The organism is Roseovarius sp. MBR-154 (assembly GCF_053628595.1).
Genome location: NZ_JBRJGR010000008.1, coordinates 74,465 through 99,618, shown reverse-complemented (window position 1 = coordinate 99,618; position 25,154 = coordinate 74,465). Strand labels below are relative to the sequence as shown.

Genomic DNA, 25,154 nt, shown 5'->3' with positions numbered 1-25,154 from the left:
ATGGATATTTATGGCAAGATGAAGCGGGGGCGGGCATGCCGGCATTGAGACCGACGGACTATGCGGGGCGGATCACCTGGATCGGGCGCGTCGCGGACCGGGCGAGCAGCCTTGCGGCGGAGCGGTTGAGCGAGGTCGCCGTCAGTTTTGCCGGGATCGCGGGGGAAGAGCATGCCGGGCTGACGCGCCCGTCGTGCAGCCGGGTGGTGGCGCAGCATCCCAAGGGCACCGAGATCCGCAACGTGCGGCAGTTCTCGATCCTGTCGGTCGAAGAGCTTGACAAGATTGCCGAGAAGATGGGCGTTGAGCGGATTGAGCCGGCCTGGCTCGGGGCGTCGCTGGTGATCGAGGGCATTCCGGATTTCAGCCATCTGCCGCCCGCGTCGCGGTTGCAGGGGCCGGACGGTGTGACGCTGGTGGTGGATATGGAAAACCGCCCCTGTCATCTGCCCGCCAAGGTGATCGACGCATACTTGCCCGGGGCCGGCGGGCGGTTCAAGGCGGCGGCAAAGGGTCGGCGCGGCGTGACCGCCTGGGTCGAGCGTGAAGGTCGACTGGCGCTGGGGGAGACGCTGAGGTTGCATGTTCCGGACCAACCCGACTGGCGACCGCACCTCTGACATGCCCGCGCACCGCCACGACACGACGCGGCGATGCGCAGGCCCTAGAGCGCCTCGGATTCAGAGGACTTCGATATAATAGTAGAAGACTGGCACAGCGACCGTGCCGCCTGCGTCAGCGCCTTCGTTCTCGGTTGTTCCGGTATCACTGGCTTGCGTGTCAGCCTGCCCCGGCTGGGGTGCCCAAGTGCCGGCCCCGCGAAATTCTGTCGGGGAAATACCGCCTGAGCCGTCGGCGTCCAGGTCGTCGAACCGGGCATTCAGGGCCTCTTCGCTCCACCGGCCCTCTGTCACGACATGATTCTCATATTCGCTCTTGGTGAGAATTCCATCGTCATCGGCATCAAACGCGCGGAAGCGGTCCACTGCGGCCTTGGCGAAGGATTCGCGGCTGCCATCCTGCTGGCCGGAACTCAGCGCGGCCTGCATCTCGGTATCCTTGTTGGTCCACGCGCGCTCGGCCAGTTCGGCGAATTCCTGGGCACTCAGCTGGTCTTTCTGCGGGATCTTCAGGTCGCTCCACTTGCCGACGGTGAAGCGGCCATCTTTCCTGGCCTCCTGCATGTCCTGCGCCGATTTCGATTCCTTGGCGCCGACGCAGTTGACGTATTCCTCGCGGTCGATCGAGCCGTCCTTGTTGGCGTCAAGCTGTTCGTAGACCGCATCGCGGTGGTTCTTGATTTCGGTCTTGGTCAGCGTCCCGTCATTGTCCTTGTCGGCGGGGTAGAAGGCGTTCTGGCAGATCGTCGCCGGTTCGGCCTCTGACTGTGCGAGCGCCGGGGCTGCGACAAGAAGTGACGTGCTGGCAAGAAGCGTTGCGTAGAAGCGTTTCATCGGAATGCTCTCCCTTGGTCTGTGCCGACGGCATCGGCGGTTTCAGGGGCAGGGCATGGGCCGCACGGTCAGGCCGCGCGGATCAGATGCCGCCCCCTCGTACAGGGATTCAACGCCGTCTGCCGACAACTGTTCCAAAGCCGGGTCCGCGGCGGCGTGGCGGAGCCTCCGCGCGGGCTGTTTCCGATGTGAAACCGTGCCGCGACATGCCGCCGCAAGCGGGGCGGGATGTGTCGGATTTGCATGCTGCGGGATGCCGCAAACTGGATATAGCCGGTTCAGACCCACCCCTTGCCCTGCGCAATGCAAAAGGACCGATCATGAGCTACAAATCCGATATCGAGATCGCACGCGAGGCGCAGAAGCGCCCGATTCAGGAGATCGGTGAAAAGCTGGGGATTTCCAGCGATCACCTGCTGCCCTACGGCCATGACAAGGCCAAGGTGAGCCAGGCGTTCATCAACTCGGTTCAGGGCAACAAGAGCGGCAAGCTGATCCTGGTGACCGCGATCAACCCGACGCCTGCGGGCGAGGGCAAGACCACCACCACCGTGGGTCTGGGCGACGGTCTGAACCGGATTGGCAAGAAGGCCACGGTCTGTATCCGCGAGGCGAGCCTGGGGCCGAATTTCGGCATGAAGGGCGGGGCCGCGGGCGGTGGCTATGCGCAGGTCGTGCCGATGGAGGACATGAACCTGCATTTCACCGGCGATTTCCACGCCATCACCAGCGCGCACAGCCTGCTGTCGGCGATGATCGACAACCATATCTACTGGGGCAACGAGCTTGATATCGACGTGCGCCGGGTGCAGTGGCGGCGGGTCGTGGACATGAACGACCGGGCGCTTCGTCAGGTCAACGTGAGCCTTGGCGGCGTCGCCAACGGCTTTCCGCGCGAGGGCGGGTTTGACATCACGGTGGCCTCGGAGGTCATGGCGATCCTGTGTCTGGCCCGCGATCTCAAGGATCTCGAAGAGCGGCTTGGCGCGATGATCGTCGCCTATCGCCGCGACAAGACGCCGGTGTTCTGCCGCGACATCAAGGCCGAGGGCGCGATGACGGTGCTCCTCAAGGATGCGATGCAGCCCAACCTCGTGCAGACGCTGGAGAACAACCCGGCCTTCGTGCATGGCGGGCCGTTCGCCAATATCGCGCATGGCTGCAACTCGGTCATCGCGACCACCACCGCGCTCAAGCTGAGCGAGTATGTGGTGACGGAAGCCGGGTTTGGGGCAGACCTCGGGGCCGAGAAATTCATGAACATCAAGTGCCGCAAGGCCGGGCTCGCGCCGGATTGCGTGGTGCTGGTCGCGACCGTGCGCGCGATGAAGATGAATGGCGGCGTGGCCAAGGCCGATCTGGGGGCGGAGAACGTGGATGCCGTCAAGGCGGGTTGTCCGAACCTCGGGCGGCATATCGAGAACGTCAAATCGTTCGGCGTGCCGGTGGTCGTGGCGATCAACCATTTCGTCACCGATACCGAGGCCGAGGTTGCGGCGGTCAAGGACTATGTGGCCAGCCACGGTGCCGAGGCGGTGCTGTCGCGGCATTGGGAACTGGGCTCGGAAGGTTCGGAGCCGCTGGCCAGGAAGGTGGTCGAGATGGCCGAGGCCGGCACCGGCAATTTCGCCCCGCTCTACGCGGACGAGATGCCGCTGATGGAAAAGATCGAGACCATCGCCAAGCGCATCTACCGCGCCGACGAGGTGCTGGCCGATCAGAAGATCCGCAACCAGCTGAAGGATTGGGAAGAGCAGGGCTATGGCCATCTGCCGGTCTGCATGGCGAAAACCCAGTACAGCTTTACCACAGACCCGACCCGGCGCGGCGCGCCGACGGGCCATTCGGTGCCGGTGCGCGAGGTGCGGATTTCGGCCGGTGCGGGCTTTATCGTGGTGGTTTGCGGTGAGATCATGACCATGCCCGGACTGCCCAGCAGACCGGCGGCCGAGACGATCCGCCTCAACGATGCGGGCCAGATCGAAGGCTTGTTCTGAGCCAGGAAGCGGTGACCTGCCCGGTGCGCGCCGGGCGGGTCGATCCGTTGTCAGGAAAGGGAAAGACATGACGGCAGATATCATCGACGGCAAGGCCTTTGCCGCGTCGATCCGCGACAAGGTGGCCGGTCACGTGACGCGGCTCAGGGAGGAGCACGGGATCACGCCGGGCCTTGCGGTGGTGCTGGTGGGCGAGGACCCGGCGAGCCAGGTCTATGTGCGATCCAAGGGCAAGCAGACGGTCGAGGTGGGGATGAACTCCTACGAGCACAAGCTCGAGCCGGACACCTCGGAGGCGGATCTGCTGGCGTTGATCGAACAGCTCAATACCGACCCTGCCGTGCATGGCATTCTGGTGCAGTTGCCGCTGCCCGGGCATCTCGATTCCGATCTGGTCATCAACAGCATCGACCCGGCCAAGGATGTCGACGGCTTTCATATTTCCAACGTGGGCCTGCTGGGCACCGGGCAAAAGAGCATGGTGCCCTGCACGCCCTTGGGCTGTCTGATGATGCTGCGCGACAAGCTGGGCAATCTCAGCGGCATGGATGCCGTGGTGCTGGGCCGCTCGAATATCGTGGGCAAGCCGATGGCGCAGCTTTTGCTGGGTGACAGCTGCACCGTGACGATCGCGCATAGCCGCACCAGGGATCTGCCTGAGGTGGTCCGCCGGGCCGATATCGTGGTGGCGGCCGTGGGCCGCCCCGAGATGGTGCCGGGTGACTGGATCAAGCCGGGGGCGACGGTGATCGACGTGGGCATCAACCGGATCGAGCGGGACGGCAAGGTCAAGCTGGTGGGCGACGTGGATTTCCAGTCGGTTCAAGCGGTTGCGGGTGCGGTGACGCCGGTGCCGGGGGGGGTGGGGCCGATGACCATCGCCTGCCTGCTGGCCAATACCGTGACCGCCTGCTGCCGCGCGAACGGGCTGGCGGAACCCGAGGGGCTGACGGCCTGATCGGCTGGGGGGCTAGAGGTCGGCGTGATACTCCTCGATCAGGTGGCGCACCACAGATTGCAACGCCTCGGCCTCGGTCTGGCCGGTGTCGCGCGCGGCGATGAAGACCGCGCGCTGCCGCTCTGAACTGGTGCCGCGCGCGAGCATGTCGCGCGCGTGCTCGACCTCGGCCACCGCGTCGAAGAATTGCGCGTCTTCGGCGATCAGGTCGAGAATTTCCTCGACCAGCGTGGCCATGTCCACGATCTCGTTGCGGCCAAAATCTATCAGCCCCTCGCTGGTGCCGTAACGCTGCGCGCGCCAGCGGTTTTCCGAGACCAGAAACCCGTCATAGATCCGCCAGCGCTGATTGTGGATCGCGAGCCGCCACAGCATCCGCGCCAGCGATTGCGTCAATGCTGCCAGCGTCAGCGCATCCTCGAGCCGGGGCTGCACGTCGCAGATCCGCGATTCCAGCGTCGGAAAGCGCGACGAGGGGCGCAGATCCCACCAGATCTTGCTGGCGTCCTCGATCACCCCCAGATCGACCAGCGCCTGCACCGAGCGGTCGAACTCGCCAAAGCTCTCCATGCGCGGCGGCGGGCCGGTGCGGGGCAGGTTGTCGAAGACGGTGAGCCGGTAGCAACTGAGCCCGGTATCCTGCCCCTGCCAGAACGGCGATGAACAGCTGAGCGCCAGCAGATGCGGCAGGAAATAGCTCAGTTGATTCATCAGGTCGATGCGCCGGTCAGGCGGCTCGATGCCGACATGCACATGCATGCCGCAGATCAGCATGCGGCGCACCACGCCCGCGAGATCGTGCTGCAAGTCGTTATAGCGCTGCTTGTCGGTATGGGTCTGGCTGCGCCAGTCGGAGAACGGGTGGCACGAGGCGGCGATGGGGGCGAGATTATGCGCCTTGGCATGTTTTGCGACCGTGCTGCGCAGGCGCTTGAGATCGTCGCGCGCCTCGCCGATGGTGCGGCAGACGCGGGTGCCGATCTCGATCTGGCAATTGAGGAATTCGGGGCTGACCTGATCCTGCAAGTCCTGCTCGCAGGCCGTCATCAAGGCCTCGGGCGCATTGGCAAGTGCGAGGCTGTCGAGATCGACGAGGAGATATTCCTCCTCTACGCCGATGGTGAACTCGGGGCTGATATAGGCCATGCGCGTCGCTCTCCCGCCGTGATCGGTGCCGTTGAGGTACTTCAGCACGGTTTTCCGCGCGCGGGCAAGAAGAACGGGCGGGGCCTGCTATTCGGCGCGGTCCGTCGGCCGGATGCGTTGCACCAGCACGCTGCCGGTCTCGACAATGCCTTCCATGCGCTCCTCCAGCCGGATCATCTCGGCCATGGCGCGTTTGAGCTTTTCGCTCTCGTCGCCCAACTCTCCCAGATCGGCAAAGACCCGCTCGCTGGTTTCGATCTGCGCCTCGGCATTGGTGACCACGGCGCGCAGATCCTCGACGATGCCGCCGATATCCTCCTCTCCGGGGCCCGCGCGGCGGCGCGTCTCGAGGTCGCTGACCGCGCGGCGGGCGGCGTCGAACCAGGCCTGCGAGAGGCGCGGCTCGGCCTTGGCGCTGAGCATGGCGGAACGTTCCAGCCGCCGGATGCGGCCGGTCAGGCTGTCGATCCGGTCGCGCAGGTCGCTCTGGATCTTGACGATATCGGCATTGACCGAGACCACCCGACCGAGCACGGCATCAAGTTCCTCGATCAGGCGGCAGATGCGGTCGAGAAAGAGGTTGAGATCACGCGCCAGCACGCCGAATTCATCCGCCGTGCGGATCTCGGCCCGGTGGGTCAGCCCGCCATAGGCGCGCGCGAGGTTGCTGACCACGGCACGCAAGCCCAGAAGCGGCTCCAGCCGGGCGCGCAGGATCAGGAACAGCAGAAAGGAATGCAGCACGATCTTGCCGAGCGAGAGCATTCCGGTCAGGCGCATGTCCTCGGCCCATTGGGTGAAATCGGTGGCGAGATCGCGGCGCACGGTGACCTCGCCCAGCACGTCGCCGACATCGGCCTCGGTATGACAGGCCAGGCAGAACGGCTCGGCGGTGATGGCGACATGGCCGAGATTGTGGGTCCTGTCGGGCCAGTCGCCTTGCGGGATGCCCTCGGGGGTGAAGTCGAACCCCTCCTCGATCGAGCGGATGGTGACGGGGGAGGGCGTGATCGCGATGCGGTAGCCCAGATCGTCCCAGTTGCGCCTCAGGATCGGGTAAACCGTCCGCGCCGCCACCGGCCCACCCTCGTTGCGCATGATCGAGCGGACATTGTCGGCGATGCCCTCGGCCACCTCCTGCGTGCGGTCGGGGCCCGAAACGCGGAAGCTGTAATAGACCAGCCCGGCCTTGAGGGTGAATTCCAGCACGGTGACGGCGACGAGGATCACGAAGAAATCGCGGATCATGTGGATGAGAAAGGACTGATCGAAACGCCCGATCAGGGGGCTGTTCTGGTCGAGTTTCTGGCGTGCCATGAGCGCTGTCCCTGCGGTTCATCCCCGCAAGATAGGGCGTTTTGTCGCGATGGATAGGGGGCAGGCCCTCACGACCCTTCGCTTTGGCGCGACGGGGCTGTCACATGTCACGCGCAGGAGGTCTGCGCCTGCACCTCTTCCATGGCCTCGACCAGTGCCTCGAGCGTGAGCAGGATCGAGGCATGCCGGTTCTTGTAGTCGCGCGCCGGGCGCAGCACCTCGAGCCCGTCGAACGGCGCGGGCGGCGTCGGGCCGTCGGATTTGAGCATGTCTTTCAGCGCGTCGCGCGCCGCGCGGACCTGCGCCAGATCGCAGCCGATGATATTGGCGCCCACCACGCTGGCCGCCGCTTGCCCAAGCGCGCAGGCCTTGACCTCGGCGGCATAGTCGGAAATCCGGCCCTGATCGCAGGCGATATCCACCGTCACGGTCGAGCCGCAAAGCGGCGCGCGGCGCTTGACGCTGGCCTGTGGCGCATCGAGCCGCCCGTGATGCGGGATGTCGGCCGCGAGTTCGAGGATGCGCGCGGAATAGAGCTTGATCAGGTCGGTCTCGCCGGACATGGCTTTCCCTTTCGTGTCGTTCTCCATAAATAGGCTCGCACGCGCCAGATGCAAAAGGAAATCCGTCATGGAATTCGACCCAAGCCGACTAAAGTATGATGCCAACGGGCTGATCCCGGCGATCGCGCAGGACGCGGAGACCGGCGAGGTGCTGATGATGGCCTGGATGACTGCCGAGGCCGTCGCGCGCACGCTGGAGACGGGCCGCGTGACCTATTGGAGCCGCTCGCGGCAGGCGTTCTGGATCAAGGGCGAGACCTCGGGCCATGTGCAGGACCTGGTCGAGATGCGCATCGATTGCGACAGCGATTGCCTGCTGTTGCTGATCCGTCAGACGGGGCCCGCCTGTCACACCAACCGGCGGTCGTGCTTTTACCGGGCGGTGCGCGAGGGCGCGGAGATCGAGATCATGGCGCCGATGTCGGTGTCGGAATGAGTATTTTTGGCAAGATGAAACGCTCAAGCATGTTGCTCAAAAGTGGGAACCGGTTTTGAGCTCCTCGAACATGCGACATACCCTAGAGTCCGACGAGCCTGCGGATGTCCTGCGGGCTGGCCCCGTCGGCGCGATAGGTGGCGATGGCGCGGGCGTCGTCGCGTTTGGCAAGGCGCTTGCCGTGGTCGTCGCGGATCAGCCGGTGGTGGTGATAGGCGGGGGTGGGCAGGCCGAGCAGGCGTTGCAGCAGGACGTGGATTTGCGTGGCGTCCTGCAGATCCTGCCCGCGGATCACATGGGTAATGGCCTGATCGGCGTCGTCGAGCACGACCGAGAGGTGATAGGAGGCGCCCATGTCGCGGCGGGCAAGGACCACGTCGCCAACGGTGGCGGGCAGGTTCTGCGGCGTGATGGTTTCACCTTTTTCATTGTATGTCAGATGGTTGGCGAGTGTTTTGCAGGCGCGGGCGATGTCGAGGCGCAGGGCGCTGTCCTGCGGCATCGGGCCCGTGGGCGGCGTCGCGGGGCGGCAGGTGCCGGGATAGATCACCCCGTCTGGGCCGTTGAGCGGCGCCCCTTCCTGCGGGGCGGAGGCGGCGGCGCGGATATCGCTGCGACTGCATGAACATGGGTAGAGAAAGCCCTGATCCCAAAGGAAATTCAGGGCGGATTGGTACTGAGGCAGGCGGGTGGATTGATGCAGGACAGGCATAGGCCAGGACAGGCCGAGCCAGGTCAGATCGTCATAGATCTGAGCCTCCCATTCGGTTCGGCTGCGGCTTTGGTCAAGATCGTCGATGCGCAGAAGGAACGTGCCGTTCGCGGCCCGCGCCATGTCATGCGCCAGCATCGCCGAGAAGGCATGCCCCAGATGCAGCGGGCCGGTCGGTGAAGGGGCAAAGCGCGTTATGAACATGGATACAATGAGTTACGAGGCGCAGCTCATGTCTTGAGTGGCAAGCCAGTCGGACCATGCCGCCTTGGCGCGGTCGGTATAGGCCTTGTAACGGTGCACGCGCCCGCGCCGCCCGCCCTTGAGCCCCTCGACCGGGCGGAAGAGGCCGAAATTGACGTTCATCGGCTGAAAGGTCTTCGCCTCTGCGCCGCCGGTGATGTGATGGATGAGCGCGCCCATGGCGCTGTCTTGCGGCATGGGGGGCAGCGGGTGCCCCATGATCTCGGCGGCGGCGAGGCGGCCTGCAATCAGGCCCATGGCCGCCGATTCGACATAGCCTTCGACCCCGGTGATCTGCCCGGCAAAGCGGATGTGCGGGCGCGAGCGCAGGCGCATCTGCTCGTCGAGCAACGTAGGTGAGTTGAGAAAGGTGTTGCGGTGGATGCCGCCAAGGCGCGCGAACTGTGCATTCTCCAACCCGGGAATCGTCCGAAAAACAGCAGCCTGCGCGCCGTATTTCATCTTGGTCTGGAACCCTACCATGTTGTAGAGCGTGCCGAGTGCGTTGTCGCGGCGCAGTTGCACCACTGCATGCGCCTTGATGTCGGGCTGATGCGGGTTGGTGAGGCCAACAGGCTTCATCGGGCCGTGGCGCAGGGTTTCGCGGCCACGCTCCGCCATCACCTCTATGGGCAGGCAGCCGTCGAAATAACTGGCGGTTTCGCCGTCGTGAAACTCGGTCTTGTCGGCGGCGAGCAGCGCGTCGATGAACGCCTCGTATTGGTCGCGGTCCATCGGGCAGTTGAGATAGGCGGTGCGTTCGGCCTCGGTCTCGCCCTTGTCGTAGCGCGATTGCATCCACGCCTTCGACATGTCGATGCTGTCGTAATAGACGATGGGGGCGATGGCGTCGAAGAAGGCGAGCGCGTCGCTGCCGGTCTCGCGTGCGATGGCCTGGCCGAGCCCTTCGGAGGTCAGCGGGCCGGTTGCGATGATCCAGTGGCCCTCGGTGGGAAGCTGCGTGATTTCAGCATGTTGCACGGTGATCTTCGGGTGATCTGTGAGGTGCTGCGTGACCGATTGCGCGAAGGGGTCACGATCCACGGCAAGCGCACCACCGGCGGGCAGGCGGTGGCGGTCGGCCATGGCCATGATCAGGCCGTTTGCGGCGCGCATTTCCCAATGCAGGAGGCCCACGGCGTTTTGTTCGTCATCATCCGAGCGGAACGAATTGGAGCAGACCATTTCGCCGAGATCGCCGGTACGATGCGCGAAGGTTTTAACCTTCGGGCGCATCTCGTGGATCACCACGTCGATGCCCAGATTGGCGGCCTGCCATGCCGCCTCGGACCCGGCCATGCCGCCGCCGATGATGTGCAAACTCTGTGTCATGGGCTGCGATCTAGGCGATTGCGCGGGGTTTGGAAAGGGGTGTCACTGCTGCCAGTCCGGCGGGCGCTTGGCGAGAAAGGCGTTGATGCCCTCGTCGGTGTCGCGGTCGAGCATGTTCTCGACCATCACCGCGCCGGTATGGGCGTAGGCGGCATCGAGCCCCAGTTCAAGCTGTTCGTAGAAGGCGCGCTTGCCGATGCGCACCGCCGAGCCAAGCTTGGCGGCGACGGTTTCGGCGAGCGCCATCGTCTCCGCCTCCAGATCCTCCATCGGGACGGCGCGGTTGATCAGGCCCAATTCCTGCGCGCGGTCGGTTTCGATGAACTGGCCGGTGGTCAGCATCTCGAACGCCTGTTTGCGCGGGATGTTGCGGCTGAGCGCCACCATGGGGGTGGAGCAGAAGAGCCCGATATTGACGCCGTTGACACCGAAGCGCGTGCCATGGGCGGCGACGGCCATGTCGCAGGAGGCCACAAGCTGGCACCCGGCGGCGGTGGCGATGCCGTGGGGGGCGGCGATCACCGGCTGCGGCAGGTCGCGGACCGCGGTCATCACTTCTGTGCAGCGCGAAAAGAGATCGGCGAAATAGGCGCGGCCATTGTCGGGCGATTGCCGGGCGGCCTGCATTTCCTTGAGATCGTGGCCCGCGCAGAATGCCTTGCCTGTCCCTGCCAGCGTGACCACGCGAATGCCGCGATCCTCGCTCAGTCGCGCGAATTCGGATTTGAGCGCGGCCAGCATCGCGTCGGAGAGCGCGTTGAGATTGTCGGGCGAGTTGAGCGTGAGGCGCGCGATCGCGCCCTCGTCTGTGCGGTCGAGAATTGCCATCTTGTAACCCCTTTTGCGTTATGGCCATTCTGGCACGGAAGAGGGCAGGGAGGGAAGCATGAGACTGAAGATGAGTGCCGATGAATTGATGGAGTTTCTCGAACGGGAGTTTCCGCAGGTCATGGGCGAATTCGCCATCGAGGAGCTGGGCGAGTTGCGCATCCGCACCCGGCTTTTGGTGGGAGAGCGGCATTTGCGGCCCGGTGGCACGGTGTCGGGCCCGTCGATATTCTCGCTGGCGGATGTGTCTGTCTACCTGGCCGTGCTGGCGATGATCGGGCCGCAGGGGCTGGCGGTGACCACCAATTGCAGCATTGATTTCATGCGCAAGCCGGCGGCGCGGACCGATCTGATCGCGGAATGCCGGTTGTTGAAGCTGGGGCGGGTGCTGGCCGTGGGCGAGGTGCTGGTGTTTTCCGACGGCGTGACGCAGCCGGTGGCGCGGGCGAGCCTGACCTATTCGATCCCGCCCGCCTGAGCGCCGGGGGGCTGTCTGCCCCCCGGACCCCCCGAGAGTATTTGTCGAACGATGAAGTTCAGGGCAGGAGTTTGGCGACATAGCCGGGCAGGGCGAAGGCTGCCTGATGGACCTGTGGTGTGTAGTATCCCGGCGTGATTCCGGCGGCGTCGAACCGGCCTTGCAGCACCTCCAGCAGCGTGTTGCGCGCCGGGCCGTCGGTGCCCCAGCCAAAGGCCATCGGCCCGCCCGCATAGGTGGGGATGGTCGCGAGATAGCAGGTGGCATCGACGAAGAGCGCGGTGAAGGCGCGCATGGTGTTGTGCAGCTCTTGGCCTTGCAGGAACGGCACGCCGTTTTGCGTCACAAGTATGCCATCCTCGGTAAGGGCGCGCTTGGCGTGCCCGTAGAACGTGTCGGAAAAGAGCACCTCGCCGGGGCCGATGGGGTCGGTCGAATCGACGATGATGACGTCGTAGCCGCCCGCGGTCTGGCGGATGAACTCGGCCCCGTCGGCGATGACGAGATCGAGGCGCGGGTCGTCAAAAGCGCCATCGCTCAGCATCGGCAGGTATTCCCTGGAGAACTCCACCACGCCCGCGTCGATCTCGACCATGGTCACCTGCGCGACGCTTTCGTGACGCAGCACCTCGCGGGCCATGCCGCCATCGCCGCCGCCTATGATGAGCACGCGTTTTGCAGCGCCATGCGCCAGGATCGGCACATGGGTCAGCATCTCGTGATAGATGAAATTGTCGCCCTCGGTGGTCTGCACCACGTCGTCGAGTGTCAGCACCCGACCGAAGGTGCCGTTCTGGAACACCTTCAGCCGCTGATGGGCGGTCTTGCTGTCATAGAGCATCTCGTCCACGCGCAGCGATTGCGCGTAGTCGGGATGCAGGCTCTCGCGGGTCCAGTCATTCATGCTGCGATACCGGCCTCGGTCACGACATCCTCGCCGCGCAAAAGCTCCTTGACGCGGACATCCGTGGTGCCAAAGGCGGCTTTCAGCACATCGACGGCCAGCCAGGGCCGGGCCTCGCCGCACATGAACACATCGAAGGCCCCGTAGCCGATCTCGGGCCAGGTGTGGACCGAGATATGGCTTTCGGCCAGCACGGCCACGCCCGACACGCCCTGCGGGCTGAACTTGTGGGTGTGGATATGCAGCAGCGTCGCGCCACAGGTGTCGACGCAATCGCGAAACGCCTGTTGGATGCGGGCCTCGTCATCGAGCCCGTGGCCGTTGACCACCTCGATGATCAGATGGGTGCCCGCGAACACGGCGCCGTCGCGCCGGATGAAGTGATCATCGCGGCTCTCGTCCAGCACATCGCGGGGCAAAATGGTGTCGTCGTTCGCGGGGGTGATCCCGCGGGCGGTGTCTTCCTCTTGGGCGCCTGTCTCCAGACCGATCCCCAGTTGGAAGAGGTTGGCGTCTTTCATGGCGCTCCCCTTCGTTCCAGCAGATTGAATCCAGTCGGTCCCTTAGCGCCCCCCCAGAAAGACATCCGAAGTTGGGATCGGTCCCGATCAAGTGAGGCGCAGATAGGGGTGGATATCGAGTCGTGCAAGGCAATTCTGCGGCGCAGAGGGATTTTTCGGCGGAAATGCCACGAATTGCGCGGCATTCAATGGGGTAAAATAATACCTAATTTACAAGCCATTGAATATGCTTGCTTTATTCGGAGTAAGACCTGTTGACCCGGACGCGCCACTGACTATAACCCGTCCATCGCATCGGCGTGCCATGACCGGCCCGCCGGGACCAAGACCAAAGACCAAGCACAAGGTTTTGCCTGACATGAAAACATTCTCTGCAACGCCTGCAGATATCGACAAGAAATGGATCCTGATCGACGCCGAGGGCGTTGTTCTGGGCCGTCTCGCCTCGATCATCGCAATGCGCCTGCGCGGCAAGCACAAGCCGAGCTTTACGCCCCATATGGACACTGGTGACAACGTGATCGTCATCAATGCCGACAAGGTGCAGCTCACCGGCAACAAGCGCAACAAGCCGAACTACTGGCATACCGGCCATCCGGGCGGCATCAAGTCGCGCACCACCGGCGAGATCCTCGAGGGCAAGTACCCCGAGCGCGTCGTGATGCAGGCCGTCAAGCGGATGCTGCCAGGCAACCGCCTGAGCCGCACGCTGATGACCAATCTGCGCGTCTATGCCGGCGGCGAGCACCCCCACGAGGCCCAGAGCCCCGAGGTGCTGGACGTCAAATCCATGAACTCCAAGAATACGCGGGTGGCTTACTGATGGCTGAAGAAATCAAATCCCTCGAAGGTCTGGAAGCCGTCGCAGGTGACGTGGGTGGTGCCCCCGAGGCGATGGAAGCCCCGCGCGAGCCGGTTCGTGACGCGCTTGGCCGCGCCTATGCCACCGGCAAGCGCAAGGACGCGGTCGCCCGTGTCTGGATCAAGCCCGGCTCGGGCAAGGTTGTCGTCAACGGCAAGCCGATCAACGAGTATTTCGCGCGCCCCGTGCTTCAGATGATCCTGAAGCAGCCCTTCACCGTGTCGGGCACCGAAGGCGAGTTCGACGTGATGGCGACGGTCAAGGGCGGTGGTCTCTCGGGGCAGGCGGGAGCGGTCAAGCACGGCGTGTCCAAGGCGCTGCAGCTTTATGATCCCAGCTTGCGCGGTGCGCTCAAGGCCGCCGGGTTCCTGACCCGCGACAGCCGCGTGGTGGAACGCAAGAAATACGGCAAGGCCAAGGCGCGCAAGAGCTTCCAGTTCTCCAAGCGCTAAGCCTCGACCCGTTCGACATGCCGAAGGGCCGCTCGGTTGGGCGGCCCTTCGGCGTTTGCGTGGCGCGTCATCCGGTGGCCCGATCCGGGTCCGGGGTGCGGCGTTCGTCCATGAACTGATCGAATTCCGCCTTGTCGCGCGCATCGCGCAGGCGTTGCAGGAAGGCCTCGAACTGTTCCTGCTCTTCCTCCAGACGGCGCAGCGTGTCGGCCTTGTAGGCGTCAAAGGCGCTGTTGCCCGAGGGCGCGTGGCGGGTGAGGCGGGTGGATGTGCTGCGGCAGGACATGCGATTGCTCCAGATCATGTAGCCCAGGATGGCGAGGCCGATGGGCCAGAAGACGATGAAGCCCAGAACCATGGCGATGATCCAGGCGGGTTTGCCCTGCCGGTCGAGCCAGGTTTCGGCCCGTGCGGGCCATGCGGCGATGGTGGACATGGGAGCTCCTTTGCGGTGTGAATGTTTCTTACATTTACATAGATGGGAGCACTGGCCCGTCGCGCAAGAGGGCGCGGGAGAATTTTTCAGGTCTCCGGATCGTCAGGCGGGATGAGGCCGAGGCCGCGCAGATAGACCGCGATGCCCGATTCCAGCAGATCCTCGGGCGGGAAGGGCGCGCGCGCGCCGGGATTGCCGCGCGCGAAAAGCTCGACCACGCCGTGGCTCATGGCCCAGACATGGGCGGCGAACATCGCCGCCGGGGGGCGGCGGTCGGGCGGCAGATGGGCCGAGAGCGCCTCGGCCGCGCGGATGAGAATGGCCTGCGCGCGCCCGGCGGCATCCGCCAGTTCCGGGCTTGTATTCACCGACAGGCCGGATTCGAACATCGCCACGTAATGTCCGGCATTGCTGCGCGCGAAGTCCAGATAGGCGCGGCCCGTCGCCAGGAAGGCGGCGAGCGGATTGGGCTGGCCACCGTCAAAGGCCGTCTCCATGCGCGTCACGAAAATCTCGTAGCCCTGGCGCGCGGCCTCGGCAATCAGCGCCTCGCGCCCCGAGAAATGCCGGTAGGGGGCAGCGGGCGAGACGCCGGCCAGCTTGGCGGCCTCGGCCATGGTAAAGCCCTGCGGCCCGCGCTCGGCAATCAGGTCGAGCGTCGCCTCGACCAGCGCCTGGCGGAGGTTGCCGTGGTGATAGCCCTGTTTAGCCATTCCATATCTCGGGTCCGCCCGCGATGGCGGCGTCGCGTTCTCCGACGGCGCGGGGCTGCTTTCGGGTGTAATCGAGATGGCTGAGGACGTGCCGGATGGCGGCGAGCCGGGCGCGGCGCTTGTCATCGCTGCGAATGACGGTCCAGGGGGCGTGGGTGGTGTGGCTGCGGGCCAGTGTTTCCTCGATGGCGGCGCTGTAGGCGTCCCATTTATGCAGCCCGTCGACGTCGATATGGCTGAGTTTCCACTGTTTGAGCGGGCTTTGCTCGCGCTTGAGAAAGCGACGCAGTTGCTCGGCGCGGCCCACATTGAGCCAGAACTTGAAGAGGTGGATGCCCTCATCGACCAGCATGCGCTCGAAATCCGGCACCTGGTTGAAGAACGACTCGCGCTCGGCTTCGGTGCAAAAGCCGAAGACATGCTCGATCACCCCGCGATTGTACCAGCTGCGGTCATAGAAGACCATCTGGCCGCCGGCGGGCAGGTGGTCGATGTAGCGCTGGAAATACCATTGCGTGGCCTCGGTATCGGAGGGTTTGGGCAGCGCCACGACCCGCGCGCCCCGCGGATTGAGATGCTCGCGGAACCGCTTGATGGTGCCACCCTTGCCCGCCGCATCGCGCCCCTCGAAGACGATGGCCACCCGCGCGCCGGTCTCGCGCGCCCAGTGCTGCAACTTTACGAGTTCGATCTGGAGGTTTTCCAGCTCTTTCTCATAGGTCTTTCTGGCCATGCTTTCGGAGTAGGGAAAGCCGGGGTCGAGGATGTCGTCCTTGTCGGCCCGGCGGATGGCGTCGCGCACCTCGCGCGGGGCGTGGTTTTCGAAAAAGGTGCTTATCGCGCCGTCAAAGGGGAGCTCCATGCCGGGCCTCTTGGTGGTTTGCCCCACTATGGCCGCTCACTCCGGCGGGCGCAATCCGGCGCGGGCGGCGGCGCGGTGGATGGCGGCGATGACCGCATCGGTGGCGGCGTGGTGGGGCATGTGGCCGATGCCGTCGAGCGTGGTGAGGGTCGCGCCCTCGACTTGATCGGCGAGGGGCCGGGAGTGGATCGAGATCCCGACGGTGGTGTCGGCGGTGCCGTGGACGATCTCGACCGGCACCGTGATTTCGTCGTAACGGGGGTGCAGCGTCTCGATCTCCGAGAGCAGGTTGGCGCGTTGCAGGGCGTTGGCGCGCATGCTGTGACGCCGCAGGGTCAGCCCCGCGCCGATATGATCGAGATAGCCGTCGGGGGGCGCTTGCGGGGTGAAGATTTCCGACACCGCCTGTTCCACGCGGGCATCATCGACATAGGCCGTGATGAACGGGATCACCAGCGGCCCGAGCACGGGGTGCGAGAGCACGCGGTAATAGGTGGAAAGGCCGGTGTCCCAGGGTTTGGCTGCGCCGGAGACATCGACAAGCGCGGCGATATGATCGGGCTTTGTGACCGCCCAGGCGAGGGCGACCGCGCCGCCATAGCTGTGGCCGAGCACGAGGGGCCGATCTGCCCCGAACTGCGCGGCGGCCTTTTGCAGAAGTGCTGCCTGTTGGGTGATCGTGGCCCCTGTCCGGTTGATCCGCTCGGTATAGCCCAGACCGGGCCGGTCGAGCACGATGACGCGGTAGTCGTTTGCCAAGCGCGGGGCCAGATCAAAGGTCATGTCGCGGGTGTTGCCCGAGGCCCCGTGAATGAGCACCAGATCGGGGACCGAGCCGTCATCGGGGCCCATCACCACGCCATGCACTCGGGTGCCGTCCACCTCGATGATCCGGCCCTCGGGGGGAAAGGCGGCCTCGGCCCTGGCCTCGTGCAGGCGGGCGCGATGCTGTGTCCAGCCCCAGAGCGCGGCCAGGACAATCGCAATGACTATCAGGGATTTAACAGCCAATGTTCATCTGATCGAACGGGGTGGTCTGGTAGATCTGGTTGATCCAGTTGCCATAGAGCAGATGCGCATGGCTGCGCCAGCGGTTCTGCGGCGGGCGCGCGGGATCGTCGCCGGGATAGTAGTTGCCGGGCACGTTGATCGGGGCGCCGCCCGCCACGTCGCGGTCATATTCCTGTTTCAGCGTGTCGCTGTCATATTCGAAATGATTGAAGATATAGAGCGCGCGTCGGCCCGTATCCTCGACCAGACAGGGGCCGACCTCGTCGCTGTCGAGCAGGATGCGAAGCCCCGGCACGGCCTCGATCTCGGCGCGCTTCATCTCGGTCCAGCGGCTGACGGGAATCACGCACTCATCCGAGAAGCCGCGCAGATAGGGCGAGGCGGGATCGGTGTTGCGATGCCGGAAGCAGCCGAACGCCTTGTGGCCCAGCATATGTTTGCGCACGCCGTGGAAATGGTTGATCATCGCCATGCCGCCCCAGCAGACGCCGAAGGTGGAATGCACATGGGTCTGGGTCCAATCGAAGACGCGGCGCAATTCGTCCCAATAAGTGACGGCGTCGAATTCCAGATGTTCGATCGGCGCGCCGGTGATGATCAGCCCGTCATATTTGTCGCCCGAGGCGGCGACCTCCTCGAAGGGGCGGTAGAAGCTTTCCATATGCTCGGCAGCGGTGTTCTTGGTCTGGTGCTCGCTCATCCGGATCAGATCAAGCTCGATCTGCAGGGGCGTCGCCCCGATCAGCCGCGCGAACTGGGTCTCGGTCTGGATCTTCTTGGGCATCAGGTTCAACAGACCGATGCGCAGGGGCCGGATATCCTGCCGGGCCGCCTGATCCGGGTCCATCACCATCACCCCCTCGCGCGTGAGCACGGCATAGGCGGGCAGATCGGCGGGCATCTTGATGGGCATGGGGCAGGGGTCCTTGGTTGACTGGCCTCAGATAGGGGTATCGGTCCGGCGCTCAAGGGCGGTCGCGATCAGGTGTTCGAAATCGGCGCCATTGCGGACTTGCGCCACCTCGTCGGCGCTGACTGAAATGCCCCACTTGACCATTCGTTCGTAGCGTGGCTGACGGTGAGCGAGGGCGCGGGCATAGGTCCAGCGGATGAAGCTGTCTGGATCAACTTCGTCTGCCTGGCACTTGTTTTCCTTCAGGTATTCACTCCACGCGGCGCTGAGGAATTCGGGCTGGTAGGCCATCGGTTTGGGCGCGCGGTCGAAGCGGCGGATCAGTTCAGCGGTATGCGCCTCGGTGCCTTCGATATAGATCAGCAGGCAGTGGCGCGCGAGTTCCGTCAGCAATGGATCGTATGGGTCGTCACCATTCACCCATTCGCAGATCGACCCGCCGGTGTCGCAGATGAAATTCGGATAACCATAGAGCCGCTCGGCGCGCTCGATGAAATAGCCGGTATCCATCAGCGCGTTGATCTCGGCCTGACGGAACTGTTCCTGTCGGCGGCGGTAGTCCTCGATGGGCATGCCGCCCTTCTCGGGGTCGCCCGGCTTGCCCAGATAGGTCGAGACCGGGGCGAGATTGTGAAAGGTGATGTTGGAGCCGATATAGATCGAATCCGACAAGAGCAGGTCGCGCAGGAACGGCACCTGCATGGCATGCGCCTTGGCGTTGTCGACAATGAGCTCGCCCATGTAGCGGGTGCCGATGCGGTAGTCGATGGAGTAGTGGAACCACCCGCCCTGATCGCGCAGCAGGTTGGAGACATGGGTCTTGCCCAGACCCGACATGCCGTAGAACAGCACCCGTTTATGCGTGGCCTCTCGCCAGTCCTGCGCGGTCTGATAGATCATCGCCTGTCCCCTTTGGTCACGGTGCTACAAAGCGCGCGCGGGGGCGTCAAATGGCAAAATGCAACGCCTAAAGAAAAACCCCGCCCAAATGGGCGGGGCCTTGTCGTGACGGGTCGTTCCGCTCAGAACCGGAACGCGACTTTCGTGCCAAACGCGATGGCGTCGTTCCCGGTAAAGGTGGTGACGTTGGAGTTCGTGTTGCCGATGTCGAAATACTTGAAACCGGCCGTGATCTCCCATTCTTCGGTCTCATAGGTTGCGGCCACCCCGTAGCTGATGAAACCGTCCTTGCCGGAAAGGTTGCCGACCACATCGCCCCGGTCTTCCTCATAGCCAAGGATGAGCGCGCCGCTCCAGTTTTCGTTGAACCGACGACCGACCCCCAGCTCATAGGTCCAGATATCGCTCGGGCCGCTGGCGATCGGCACGTTGACCGGCGCGCCAGTGGCGAGCGAGAAGAAATCGAGCGGCTGCACATCGAACTGCGACCATTCGCGCCACCTGACCGAGCCGAAGAGCAGCGTATCCGCGGCAATGCCGGTTTGTGCGTGCAGCGTCACAGCCTGCGGCAGCTCGACCTTGAAGGGGTTGCCATTGTTATCGTCGAATTCATGCTCGGTCTTGGATTCGTAGGTCAGCGCCACGCGCAGCGCGATGTCGGGGATTTCATACGCGGCCCCGAGCAGGTAGCCGAGCCGGAAATCCTTGTCGACACTGAGCGCGTAAGGTGCCGGCCCGGCCAGCGGATTGCCGGTCGTGGCGGGCGACAACACGAAGATATCGCCGGAAAGGCCGATGTACCGCAGCCCGCCATAGACGCTCACGCGGTCGGTCGCCTTGTAGCGCACAAGTCCGGTGAAGGCGATTGAATTCACGTCGGCGTTTGACGTGCCGAAAAAGGACCCGCCCCCGAAAGCGGACGGCCCCTGGTAATCGACAGACGCACCGACCGGCTCGTCTATCACCAGGGCGAGGGTAAATCTGTCGTTCAGGTCATGCTTGTAGCCGCCCGCGTAAGACCGGTAGCTGCCCTGGATGTTTCCGGTCGCACCGACCGGCGGCGTGCCCGCGCGCGGCACGCCCGAGACCGACGGATCGACGTGAGAGGCCGAGAACTCCAGATAGTTCTTGCCTTTCTCGAACAGGATCATTGACGGGTCGCCGCGCCGTTCTATTTCACCAGCATGGGCGGCACCTGTCGCGATGGCCGTGACGACCGCAGCGCGTGCGAGATTTTTCATGATTTTTCTCTCCTCCAGAGTTATTGGAGGTCACATTACTGTTACAGGAAGATCGGTCAATATTTGACGCCGCGTCACAGCTGGCCAAGGATCCGGCGGTGGCGTGGGGGACACACTTTTGACGGGAAAGGGCTAGGTTTTGGGTCTCTTGCGGGTTTCGTGCCATAGATTGAGGTAATTCCCGCTGAAGATCACCGCCGCGCCGATCAGCACAAGCGCGTCCACAGACTCGCCATAGACCATGAGGCCGATCACCGCGATCAGCGGCAAGCGCAGGAAATCCACAGGCGTGATCACCGTGGCGGGCGCGATGGAGAGCGCGGTGGTGAGGCACAGATGCGCCATCAGCCCGGCGCAGCCGATCAAGAAGAGCCAGGGCAGGGACGCGGCTGACGGCAGGGCGATATCGCCGTCGAACCCGGCGCATATGAGGCCAAAGACGATCTGCGTGCCGGTCATCCAGAAGAGGATGCAGGTCAGCGTCTCGGTGCGCGTGAGCCGCTTGGTGGCAAGGATCGACCCGGCAAAACCGATGGCGGCAGCGGCAGCGGCGAGGGTGCCTGCGTTCAACGTCTCGGGGCTGGGCCGCGCGACGATCAGGATACCGGAAAAGCCAATGATCGCGGCGAGAGCGCGCACCTTCGTCATCCGCTCGCCCAGCACCAGCGGCGACAGCACCAGCACCCACAGCGGCGCGGTGAATTCCAGCGCGAAGACCTGCGCCAGCGGGATCATGGTGATGGCGTAGAACCACAGGTTCTGGCCGGTGAAATGGCTGATGTTGCGGATCAGGTGCAGGCCCGGAGAGCGTGTTGTGATGCCGCTTATATGCCCGGTCAGCCGCGCCACGGTGACCACGAGCACGAAGCCCACGATGCTGCGATACATCATGATCTCGAAGGTATCGAGCTCGAAACTGACCGCCCGGCCCGCCACCGCCATCGACGAGAACGACACCACCGCCCCCAGCATCCAGAGCGCGGCGCGCAGCACCATGGCGCCCGAGGGTGCGGGTGTTCCGGGCGGGGTCAGGACAGACATGCGCGCGCCTCGGGCGAAAAGGCCGGGTCGTCGGGGATGTCGCGGACATGCGCGTGCATCTCGGGGCCCGCGACAAAGGCATCGGGCAGCCGGTCGATGATCGCGTCGAGCGGGCGGTAAACCGCCTCGGCCCTCTGTCTCAGGCTCTCGGGCAGATCGGGGGCGGCGCGCGGCGTTCTCGGGGGCAGGCGGAGCGGGTAGCCGGTGAACCGGGCGATCCGGGGCAGGTTGTCCCAGAGCGCCCCATAGCGCAGGCACAGCACCGGCAGCGCCTCGGTGACCGCCCAGGCCTTGACCTGTTGCGCCATGCCGAGCGCGTCACGGTCATAGAGATCGTCGGGGCTGGCCGTGCTTTGGCAATTGGCAAAATGCTCTGCCACCCAGGCCGCGCCGTCGCGCGCCCGGCAGGCATGGACCGAGAGCGCCGCCGCATAGGTGGAGCCGAAGATAAACAGAGCCTTGGCGGGCGCGCGCCGCGCGGGCAGCGCGTCGGGGTAATCATGGGTCTTGACGATCTGGCCCCGGCGCAGGCGGGTGCGGGCAAGGCTTGGTGCGAACGACGCCGGATCCCGCCCGAATCGCCCCATCGCCGCCTCACGCAGCGCCGCGTAGCACAGCGTGCTGCCCGAACGCCCCATGCTCGCGACGATGATGGCCGGTTTGCGCCGCCAGAGCATCACGCCTCGCTCAGCTCGAAATCCCGCGTCATGTGGGCGGTGACCTGCCACCAGTCGGACGCGCGGGTGCGGCTCTGATGGGCGTCAAAGGCGGCGCGGTCGGCAAAGCATTCGGCGACGGTGAAGACGCCCGGCGCGGTTTCGGTCACGTCAAAGGACAAACAGCCCGGCTCCGCCCGCGTCAACCTGACATGCGCGGGCAGGGCGGCGCGCACGCCTTCCGCCTCCTCGGGGGCGCAGGCGAGCGTGCCGGTGAGACGGATCACTCCCATTCGATGGTGCCCGGCGGTTTCGAGGTGATGTCATAAGTGACGCGGTTGATGCCCTTGACCTCGTTGATGATGCGGGTCGCGGTCTCGCCGAGGAAGTCGTGGCTGAACGGGTAGTAATCCGCCGTCATCCCGTCGACGGAGGTTACCGCGCGCAGGGCGCAGGCGAAATCATAGGTGCGCCCGTCGCCCATCACGCCGACGGTGCGCACCGGCAGGATGGCGACGAACGCCTGCCAGATTTCATCGTAAAGCCCGTGCTTGCGAATCTGGTCGATATAGACCGCGTCGGCCTTGCGCAGGATCTCCAGCTTTTCCCGGGTGATCTCACCGGGGCAGCGGATGGCGAGGCCGGGGCCGGGGAAGGGGTGACGCCCGATGAAACGCTCGGGCAGGCCCAGTTCGCGGCCCAATGCGCGGACCTCGTCCTTGAAGAGCTCGCGCAGCGGCTCGACCAGTTTCAGGCCCATCTTTTCGGGCAGGCCGCCGACATTGTGGTGGCTTTTGATCGTGACCGAGGGGCCGCCCGAAAAGCTGACGCTTTCGATCACGTCCGGGTAGAGCGTGCCCTGCGCCAGAAACTCTGCGCCCTCGATCTCGTTGGCGTGGTTCTGGAATACGTCGATGAACAGACGCCCGATGATCTTTCTCTTTGTCTCAGGATCGCTTACGCCGTCAAGCTCACCCAGGAACAGCTCTGATTCATCGGCATGGATCAGCGGGATGTTGTAATGGTCGCGGAACATCGAGACCACTTCCACCGCCTCGTTCTGGCGCAAGAGGCCGTGATCGACGAAGACGCAGGTCAACTGATCGCCGATCGCTTCGTGCAGCAGCATCGCCGCGACCGAACTGTCTACGCCGCCCGAAAGGCCGCAGATCACCTTGCGGTCGCCGACCTCAGCACGGATCTTGGCGATGGCCTCCTCGCGATAGGCGCCCATTGTCCAATCGCCCTTGAACCCCGCCAGTTTCACGAAATTCTCATAGAGCCGCTTGCCGTCGGGCGTGTGGTGCACCTCGGGGTGGAACTGCACCGCGTAGTAGCGGCGCGCGCGATCGGCGGTGATGGCGAAGGGGGCGCCGGGCGAGGTGCCCAGCACCTCGAATCCCGGCGCGATTTCAGAGACATGATCGCCATGGCTCATCCAGACCTGCGCGCGGCCCGCGCCATCGGTGAACCAGCCCTCGATCAATTCGCTTTGCAGCCCCGAGGGCGTGACCCAGGCGCGGCCGAATTCGGCGGTGGCATGCTCGCCCGCCTCGACGCGGCCGCCCAGATCCTGCATCATCACCTGCTGGCCGTAGCAGATGCCGAGGATCGGCACGCCCAGATCGTAGACCGCGCGCGGCGGGCGGGGCGAACCCTCGCGCGTGACGCTGTCGGGGCCGCCCGAAAAGATCACCGCGCGGGGCCGCATCTCGGCGAGCAGCGCCTCGGTCACCTTCTGATAGGGATGGATTTCGCAATAGACGTTCAACTCGCGCAGGCGGCGGGCGATCAGCTGCGTCACCTGGCTGCCGAAGTCGATGATCAGGAGGCGGTCATGGGATATCTGGCTCATGCGCTGCCTAGTAGAACGCGCGCCGCATCGGCGCAAGAGAAAGCGGCGCGCGCCGCGCCGCTACCAGCGATAGCTGACGCCGGTGACAACCTCGTTCTGATGCATGCGGATGCGCACCTGCTGCGGCACGCCTGTCAGTGTCGGGTTGACGCCGGTGAAGCCGCTGGAAAAGGCGTGTGTGTAGGCAAAGGTCAGCTCCCACCGGTCGTTGATCGCATAGCTGGCCCCAGCCGAGAGATGCCATTGCGGGGTGCCGGGGGCGATGGTGTTGATCACCACATCGCCGGTGTTGCCGATGAAATCGCTGGAATAGCTGACACCCGTGCGCAAGGTCAGTTGTTCGGATTTACGCCAGATGGCTGCGAGGCGCAGAATATCGACATCGTCCCAGCCAAAGCCGATGCCCCCTGCCGAGCCGAGCGGGCCGCCGGGGGTGACGCTGGAATTGGCGATGGCGTCGATATTGCTATAGAAAATCCGCTGATATTCGCCGGTGATCGTCCAGTCCGGAGCGGCGCGGGGGGTGAAGGCCGCACCAAGCGTCACCATCGCCGGAATGTCGAAATCGCCGCCCTGCGCGAAGAGGCCGCGATACTTGTCGAAGTTGGACATCTGGATGCGGCTGCGGAACGCCGCGCCCAGGGTCCATTCCGGGCTCGCGTCATAAAGCAGGCCGAGATTGACGCCGAATCCGGTGGACCAGTCATGCCCCCGATTGGTCACGTTGCCCGGGCTGACCGAAAGCGGCGCGAAAGCCTCGAGCCCCTCGGCCTTGAAGCGCTGCACCGCGAGGATGGGCGAGATCCCGATGCTGAGCCGGTCACTGACCTGACGCGCGTAGTTGAGGGAAAAGAACGCCTGTTCGAGATTGACCCCGAGCGGGGCGGATCCGGCGCCGAATCCGGCAAAGAAATTGCTGTCGAATTCGGTATTCATGCCGCCATTGCCAAAGACGAAAAGCCCGAGCGACGAGCGGTCGTCCAACTGCCAGTTGGCGCCGCCACAGGGAATGAAGAACACGTCGTTGTCACTTTTGAATTTGCCGGGGGTCAGCGGGCCGCCGGGCTGGATGGTCACGTCGCGATTGGGGGCGAAGGTGGTCAGGCAGAACGCTGCCCGGTTGCCGACCTTGACGCCGGTGGCGGGGTTCTGTGCCATGCCGAGAACGCCGGTCGGCACCGCCACGCCCGCGCCCGCCATGCCCTTGGATTTTCCGCCGTAGCCGTTGGCAAAATAGCCGTTCGTGGCCTGCGCCGGGTTGGCCAGCAGGCTGGCCCCGACAAGGGCGCAGACCGCCGCGCGGCGCGTCCATGAATTGATCAT

Annotated in this window: 28 protein-coding genes; 7 read left to right on the top strand and 21 right to left on the bottom strand. The window is 64.6% G+C overall.

Annotated elements, in window-relative coordinates:
- Positions 1-35 precede the first annotated feature (35 nt).
- Positions 36-620, top strand: coding sequence for an MOSC domain-containing protein (locus ACSSV4_RS12120; protein ID WP_454275427.1), 585 nt, complete (start codon positions 36-38; stop codon positions 618-620).
- Between the two features lie 60 nt (positions 621-680).
- Here the strand turns inward: ACSSV4_RS12120 and ACSSV4_RS12115 are convergent, their stop codons facing one another.
- Complete coding sequence (locus ACSSV4_RS12115; RefSeq protein WP_454275425.1) at positions 681-1,454, bottom strand: hypothetical protein; 774 nt, start codon at positions 1,452-1,454, stop codon at positions 681-683.
- Positions 1,455-1,774: 320 nt separating this feature from the next.
- On the opposite strand from ACSSV4_RS12115, the gene ACSSV4_RS12110 reads away from it, so the two are divergent.
- Positions 1,775-3,451 (top strand): formate--tetrahydrofolate ligase, encoded by a 1,677-nt coding sequence (locus ACSSV4_RS12110; protein WP_454275423.1) that lies wholly within the window; start codon positions 1,775-1,777, stop codon positions 3,449-3,451.
- A 67-nt stretch (positions 3,452-3,518) separates the two neighbouring features.
- Positions 3,519-4,409 (top strand): bifunctional methylenetetrahydrofolate dehydrogenase/methenyltetrahydrofolate cyclohydrolase FolD, encoded by an 891-nt coding sequence (folD, locus tag ACSSV4_RS12105; protein ID WP_454275422.1) that lies wholly within the window; start codon positions 3,519-3,521, stop codon positions 4,407-4,409.
- Positions 4,410-4,421: 12 nt separating this feature from the next.
- Here folD and ACSSV4_RS12100 read toward each other — a convergent pair whose 3' ends face one another.
- The 3 genes from ACSSV4_RS12100 to ACSSV4_RS12090 form a co-directional block, all read right to left on the bottom strand.
- The gene (locus ACSSV4_RS12100) at positions 4,422-5,555 is read right to left on the bottom strand and encodes a carboxylate-amine ligase (protein WP_454275492.1); all 1,134 of its coding nucleotides are present in this window, start codon (positions 5,553-5,555) and stop codon (positions 4,422-4,424) included.
- Between the two features lie 87 nt (positions 5,556-5,642).
- Positions 5,643-6,872, bottom strand: a complete 1,230-nt coding sequence (locus ACSSV4_RS12095; RefSeq protein WP_454275420.1) for a HAMP domain-containing protein — start codon at positions 6,870-6,872, stop codon at positions 5,643-5,645.
- Positions 6,873-6,979: 107 nt separating this feature from the next.
- On the bottom strand, positions 6,980-7,435 hold the full coding sequence (locus ACSSV4_RS12090; protein WP_454275491.1) for an iron-sulfur cluster assembly scaffold protein: 456 nt from the start codon (positions 7,433-7,435) through the stop codon (positions 6,980-6,982).
- A 67-nt stretch (positions 7,436-7,502) separates the two neighbouring features.
- Here ACSSV4_RS12090 and hisI point away from each other — a divergent pair, with 67 nt between their 5' ends.
- The gene (hisI, locus tag ACSSV4_RS12085) at positions 7,503-7,871 is read left to right on the top strand and encodes a phosphoribosyl-AMP cyclohydrolase (protein WP_454275419.1); all 369 of its coding nucleotides are present in this window, start codon (positions 7,503-7,505) and stop codon (positions 7,869-7,871) included.
- An 82-nt stretch (positions 7,872-7,953) separates the two neighbouring features.
- Here hisI and gluQRS read toward each other — a convergent pair whose 3' ends face one another.
- From gluQRS to ACSSV4_RS12070, 3 genes are read right to left on the bottom strand one after another with little or no spacing between them, the layout of a single operon-like run.
- The gene (gene gluQRS / locus ACSSV4_RS12080; RefSeq protein WP_454275418.1) at positions 7,954-8,787 is read right to left on the bottom strand and encodes a tRNA glutamyl-Q(34) synthetase GluQRS; all 834 of its coding nucleotides are present in this window, start codon (positions 8,785-8,787) and stop codon (positions 7,954-7,956) included.
- A gap of 12 nt (positions 8,788-8,799) precedes the next feature.
- Positions 8,800-10,158 (bottom strand): methylenetetrahydrofolate--tRNA-(uracil(54)-C(5))-methyltransferase (FADH(2)-oxidizing) TrmFO, encoded by a 1,359-nt coding sequence (gene trmFO / locus ACSSV4_RS12075; protein WP_454275417.1) that lies wholly within the window; start codon positions 10,156-10,158, stop codon positions 8,800-8,802.
- Between the two features lie 42 nt (positions 10,159-10,200).
- A complete protein-coding gene (locus ACSSV4_RS12070; protein ID WP_454275415.1) occupies positions 10,201-10,986 on the bottom strand; it encodes an enoyl-CoA hydratase in 786 nt (261 codons plus the stop codon).
- 58 nt (positions 10,987-11,044) lie between these two features.
- Between ACSSV4_RS12070 and ACSSV4_RS12065 the strand changes: the two genes are divergently transcribed.
- Positions 11,045-11,464 (top strand): PaaI family thioesterase, encoded by a 420-nt coding sequence (locus tag ACSSV4_RS12065; protein WP_454275413.1) that lies wholly within the window; start codon positions 11,045-11,047, stop codon positions 11,462-11,464.
- Between the two features lie 58 nt (positions 11,465-11,522).
- On the opposite strand, the gene speE is transcribed toward ACSSV4_RS12065, so the two are convergent.
- Both speE and speD read right to left on the bottom strand, forming a co-directional pair.
- A complete protein-coding gene (gene speE, locus ACSSV4_RS12060) occupies positions 11,523-12,368 on the bottom strand; it encodes a polyamine aminopropyltransferase (protein WP_454275412.1) in 846 nt (281 codons plus the stop codon).
- Positions 12,365-12,889 carry an adenosylmethionine decarboxylase gene (gene speD, locus ACSSV4_RS12055; protein WP_454275411.1) on the bottom strand — a complete coding sequence of 175 codons (525 nt, stop codon included), beginning with the start codon at positions 12,887-12,889 and terminating at the stop codon, positions 12,365-12,367. Before speD ends, speE begins: the two co-directional genes overlap by 4 nt.
- Before the next feature lie 358 nt (positions 12,890-13,247).
- Here speD and rplM point away from each other — a divergent pair, with 358 nt between their 5' ends.
- Positions 13,248-13,712 (top strand): 50S ribosomal protein L13, encoded by a 465-nt coding sequence (gene rplM, locus ACSSV4_RS12050; protein WP_454275410.1) that lies wholly within the window; start codon positions 13,248-13,250, stop codon positions 13,710-13,712.
- A complete protein-coding gene (gene rpsI / locus ACSSV4_RS12045; protein WP_454275409.1) occupies positions 13,712-14,203 on the top strand; it encodes a 30S ribosomal protein S9 in 492 nt (163 codons plus the stop codon). The genes rplM and rpsI overlap by 1 nt, the downstream gene beginning before the upstream one ends.
- A 67-nt stretch (positions 14,204-14,270) precedes the next feature.
- Here the strand turns inward: rpsI and ACSSV4_RS12040 are convergent, their stop codons facing one another.
- The 12 genes from ACSSV4_RS12040 to ACSSV4_RS11985 form a co-directional block, all read right to left on the bottom strand.
- Positions 14,271-14,639: a DUF2852 domain-containing protein gene (locus tag ACSSV4_RS12040; RefSeq protein WP_454275407.1), complete on the bottom strand. Its 369-nt coding sequence runs from the start codon at positions 14,637-14,639 to the stop codon at positions 14,271-14,273.
- 86 nt (positions 14,640-14,725) lie between these two features.
- Complete coding sequence (locus ACSSV4_RS12035; RefSeq protein ID WP_454275405.1) at positions 14,726-15,352, bottom strand: TetR/AcrR family transcriptional regulator; 627 nt, start codon at positions 15,350-15,352, stop codon at positions 14,726-14,728.
- Positions 15,345-16,214, bottom strand: a complete 870-nt coding sequence (gene ppk2 / locus ACSSV4_RS12030) for a polyphosphate kinase 2 (RefSeq protein ID WP_454275403.1) — start codon at positions 16,212-16,214, stop codon at positions 15,345-15,347. The genes ACSSV4_RS12035 and ppk2 overlap by 8 nt, the downstream gene beginning before the upstream one ends.
- A 36-nt stretch (positions 16,215-16,250) precedes the next feature.
- Positions 16,251-17,225 (bottom strand): alpha/beta fold hydrolase, encoded by a 975-nt coding sequence (locus tag ACSSV4_RS12025; RefSeq protein WP_454275401.1) that lies wholly within the window; start codon positions 17,223-17,225, stop codon positions 16,251-16,253.
- Positions 17,215-18,138 carry a homoserine O-acetyltransferase MetA gene (gene metA / locus ACSSV4_RS12020; RefSeq protein ID WP_454275399.1) on the bottom strand — a complete coding sequence of 308 codons (924 nt, stop codon included), beginning with the start codon at positions 18,136-18,138 and terminating at the stop codon, positions 17,215-17,217. Before metA ends, ACSSV4_RS12025 begins: the two co-directional genes overlap by 11 nt.
- 27 nt (positions 18,139-18,165) lie before the next feature.
- On the bottom strand, positions 18,166-19,038 hold the full coding sequence (locus tag ACSSV4_RS12015) for an ATPase (protein WP_454275398.1): 873 nt from the start codon (positions 19,036-19,038) through the stop codon (positions 18,166-18,168).
- Between the two features lie 122 nt (positions 19,039-19,160).
- A complete protein-coding gene (locus tag ACSSV4_RS12010; protein WP_454275396.1) occupies positions 19,161-20,279 on the bottom strand; it encodes an OmpP1/FadL family transporter in 1,119 nt (372 codons plus the stop codon).
- A gap of 132 nt (positions 20,280-20,411) precedes the next feature.
- Positions 20,412-21,320: a DMT family transporter gene (locus tag ACSSV4_RS12005; protein ID WP_454275394.1), complete on the bottom strand. Its 909-nt coding sequence runs from the start codon at positions 21,318-21,320 to the stop codon at positions 20,412-20,414.
- Positions 21,308-21,997 (bottom strand): hypothetical protein, encoded by a 690-nt coding sequence (locus ACSSV4_RS12000; RefSeq protein WP_454275393.1) that lies wholly within the window; start codon positions 21,995-21,997, stop codon positions 21,308-21,310. The genes ACSSV4_RS12005 and ACSSV4_RS12000 overlap by 13 nt, the downstream gene beginning before the upstream one ends.
- On the bottom strand, positions 21,997-22,269 hold the full coding sequence (locus ACSSV4_RS11995) for a putative quinol monooxygenase (protein WP_454275391.1): 273 nt from the start codon (positions 22,267-22,269) through the stop codon (positions 21,997-21,999). Before ACSSV4_RS11995 ends, ACSSV4_RS12000 begins: the two co-directional genes overlap by 1 nt.
- Entirely contained in the window at positions 22,260-23,831 is a 1,572-nt protein-coding gene (guaA, locus tag ACSSV4_RS11990; protein ID WP_454275390.1) for a glutamine-hydrolyzing GMP synthase, read from the bottom strand. The genes ACSSV4_RS11995 and guaA overlap by 10 nt, the downstream gene beginning before the upstream one ends.
- Positions 23,832-23,891: 60 nt before the next feature.
- Complete coding sequence (locus ACSSV4_RS11985) at positions 23,892-25,154, bottom strand: OmpP1/FadL family transporter (RefSeq protein ID WP_454275388.1); 1,263 nt, start codon at positions 25,152-25,154, stop codon at positions 23,892-23,894.

What these genes read in the sequence shown, in the direction of transcription:
- ACSSV4_RS12000 (WP_454275393.1), bottom strand. Translation starts at nt 21,997, where the DNA reads ATGCTCTGGCGGCGCAAACCGGCCATCATCGTCGCGAGCATGGGGCGT.
- rplM (WP_454275410.1), top strand. Translation starts at nt 13,248, where the DNA reads ATGAAAACATTCTCTGCAACGCCTGCAGATATCGACAAGAAATGGATC.
- ACSSV4_RS12015 (WP_454275398.1), bottom strand. Translation starts at nt 19,038, where the DNA reads ATGATCTATCAGACCGCGCAGGACTGGCGAGAGGCCACGCATAAACGG.
- speD (WP_454275411.1), bottom strand. Translation starts at nt 12,889, where the DNA reads ATGAAAGACGCCAACCTCTTCCAACTGGGGATCGGTCTGGAGACAGGC.
- rpsI (WP_454275409.1), top strand. Translation starts at nt 13,712, where the DNA reads ATGGCTGAAGAAATCAAATCCCTCGAAGGTCTGGAAGCCGTCGCAGGT.
- metA (WP_454275399.1), bottom strand. Translation starts at nt 18,138, where the DNA reads ATGCCCATCAAGATGCCCGCCGATCTGCCCGCCTATGCCGTGCTCACG.
- ACSSV4_RS12065 (WP_454275413.1), top strand. Translation starts at nt 11,045, where the DNA reads ATGAGACTGAAGATGAGTGCCGATGAATTGATGGAGTTTCTCGAACGG.
- hisI (WP_454275419.1), top strand. Translation starts at nt 7,503, where the DNA reads ATGGAATTCGACCCAAGCCGACTAAAGTATGATGCCAACGGGCTGATC.
- trmFO (WP_454275417.1), bottom strand. Translation starts at nt 10,158, where the DNA reads ATGACACAGAGTTTGCACATCATCGGCGGCGGCATGGCCGGGTCCGAG.
- ACSSV4_RS12100 (WP_454275492.1), bottom strand. Translation starts at nt 5,555, where the DNA reads ATGGCCTATATCAGCCCCGAGTTCACCATCGGCGTAGAGGAGGAATAT.
- speE (WP_454275412.1), bottom strand. Translation starts at nt 12,368, where the DNA reads ATGAATGACTGGACCCGCGAGAGCCTGCATCCCGACTACGCGCAATCG.
- ACSSV4_RS12115 (WP_454275425.1), bottom strand. Translation starts at nt 1,454, where the DNA reads ATGAAACGCTTCTACGCAACGCTTCTTGCCAGCACGTCACTTCTTGTC.
- ppk2 (WP_454275403.1), bottom strand. Translation starts at nt 16,214, where the DNA reads ATGGAGCTCCCCTTTGACGGCGCGATAAGCACCTTTTTCGAAAACCAC.
- folD (WP_454275422.1), top strand. Translation starts at nt 3,519, where the DNA reads ATGACGGCAGATATCATCGACGGCAAGGCCTTTGCCGCGTCGATCCGC.
- ACSSV4_RS11985 (WP_454275388.1), bottom strand. Translation starts at nt 25,154, where the DNA reads ATGATCAATTCATGGACGCGCCGCGCGGCGGTCTGCGCCCTTGTCGGG.
- ACSSV4_RS12110 (WP_454275423.1), top strand. Translation starts at nt 1,775, where the DNA reads ATGAGCTACAAATCCGATATCGAGATCGCACGCGAGGCGCAGAAGCGC.
- guaA (WP_454275390.1), bottom strand. Translation starts at nt 23,831, where the DNA reads ATGAGCCAGATATCCCATGACCGCCTCCTGATCATCGACTTCGGCAGC.
- ACSSV4_RS12040 (WP_454275407.1), bottom strand. Translation starts at nt 14,639, where the DNA reads ATGTCCACCATCGCCGCATGGCCCGCACGGGCCGAAACCTGGCTCGAC.
- ACSSV4_RS12120 (WP_454275427.1), top strand. Translation starts at nt 36, where the DNA reads ATGCCGGCATTGAGACCGACGGACTATGCGGGGCGGATCACCTGGATC.
- ACSSV4_RS12070 (WP_454275415.1), bottom strand. Translation starts at nt 10,986, where the DNA reads ATGGCAATTCTCGACCGCACAGACGAGGGCGCGATCGCGCGCCTCACG.
- gluQRS (WP_454275418.1), bottom strand. Translation starts at nt 8,787, where the DNA reads ATGTTCATAACGCGCTTTGCCCCTTCACCGACCGGCCCGCTGCATCTG.
- ACSSV4_RS12005 (WP_454275394.1), bottom strand. Translation starts at nt 21,320, where the DNA reads ATGTCTGTCCTGACCCCGCCCGGAACACCCGCACCCTCGGGCGCCATG.
- ACSSV4_RS12035 (WP_454275405.1), bottom strand. Translation starts at nt 15,352, where the DNA reads ATGGCTAAACAGGGCTATCACCACGGCAACCTCCGCCAGGCGCTGGTC.
- ACSSV4_RS12010 (WP_454275396.1), bottom strand. Translation starts at nt 20,279, where the DNA reads ATGAAAAATCTCGCACGCGCTGCGGTCGTCACGGCCATCGCGACAGGT.
- ACSSV4_RS11995 (WP_454275391.1), bottom strand. Translation starts at nt 22,269, where the DNA reads ATGGGAGTGATCCGTCTCACCGGCACGCTCGCCTGCGCCCCCGAGGAG.
- ACSSV4_RS12090 (WP_454275491.1), bottom strand. Translation starts at nt 7,435, where the DNA reads ATGTCCGGCGAGACCGACCTGATCAAGCTCTATTCCGCGCGCATCCTC.
- ACSSV4_RS12095 (WP_454275420.1), bottom strand. Translation starts at nt 6,872, where the DNA reads ATGGCACGCCAGAAACTCGACCAGAACAGCCCCCTGATCGGGCGTTTC.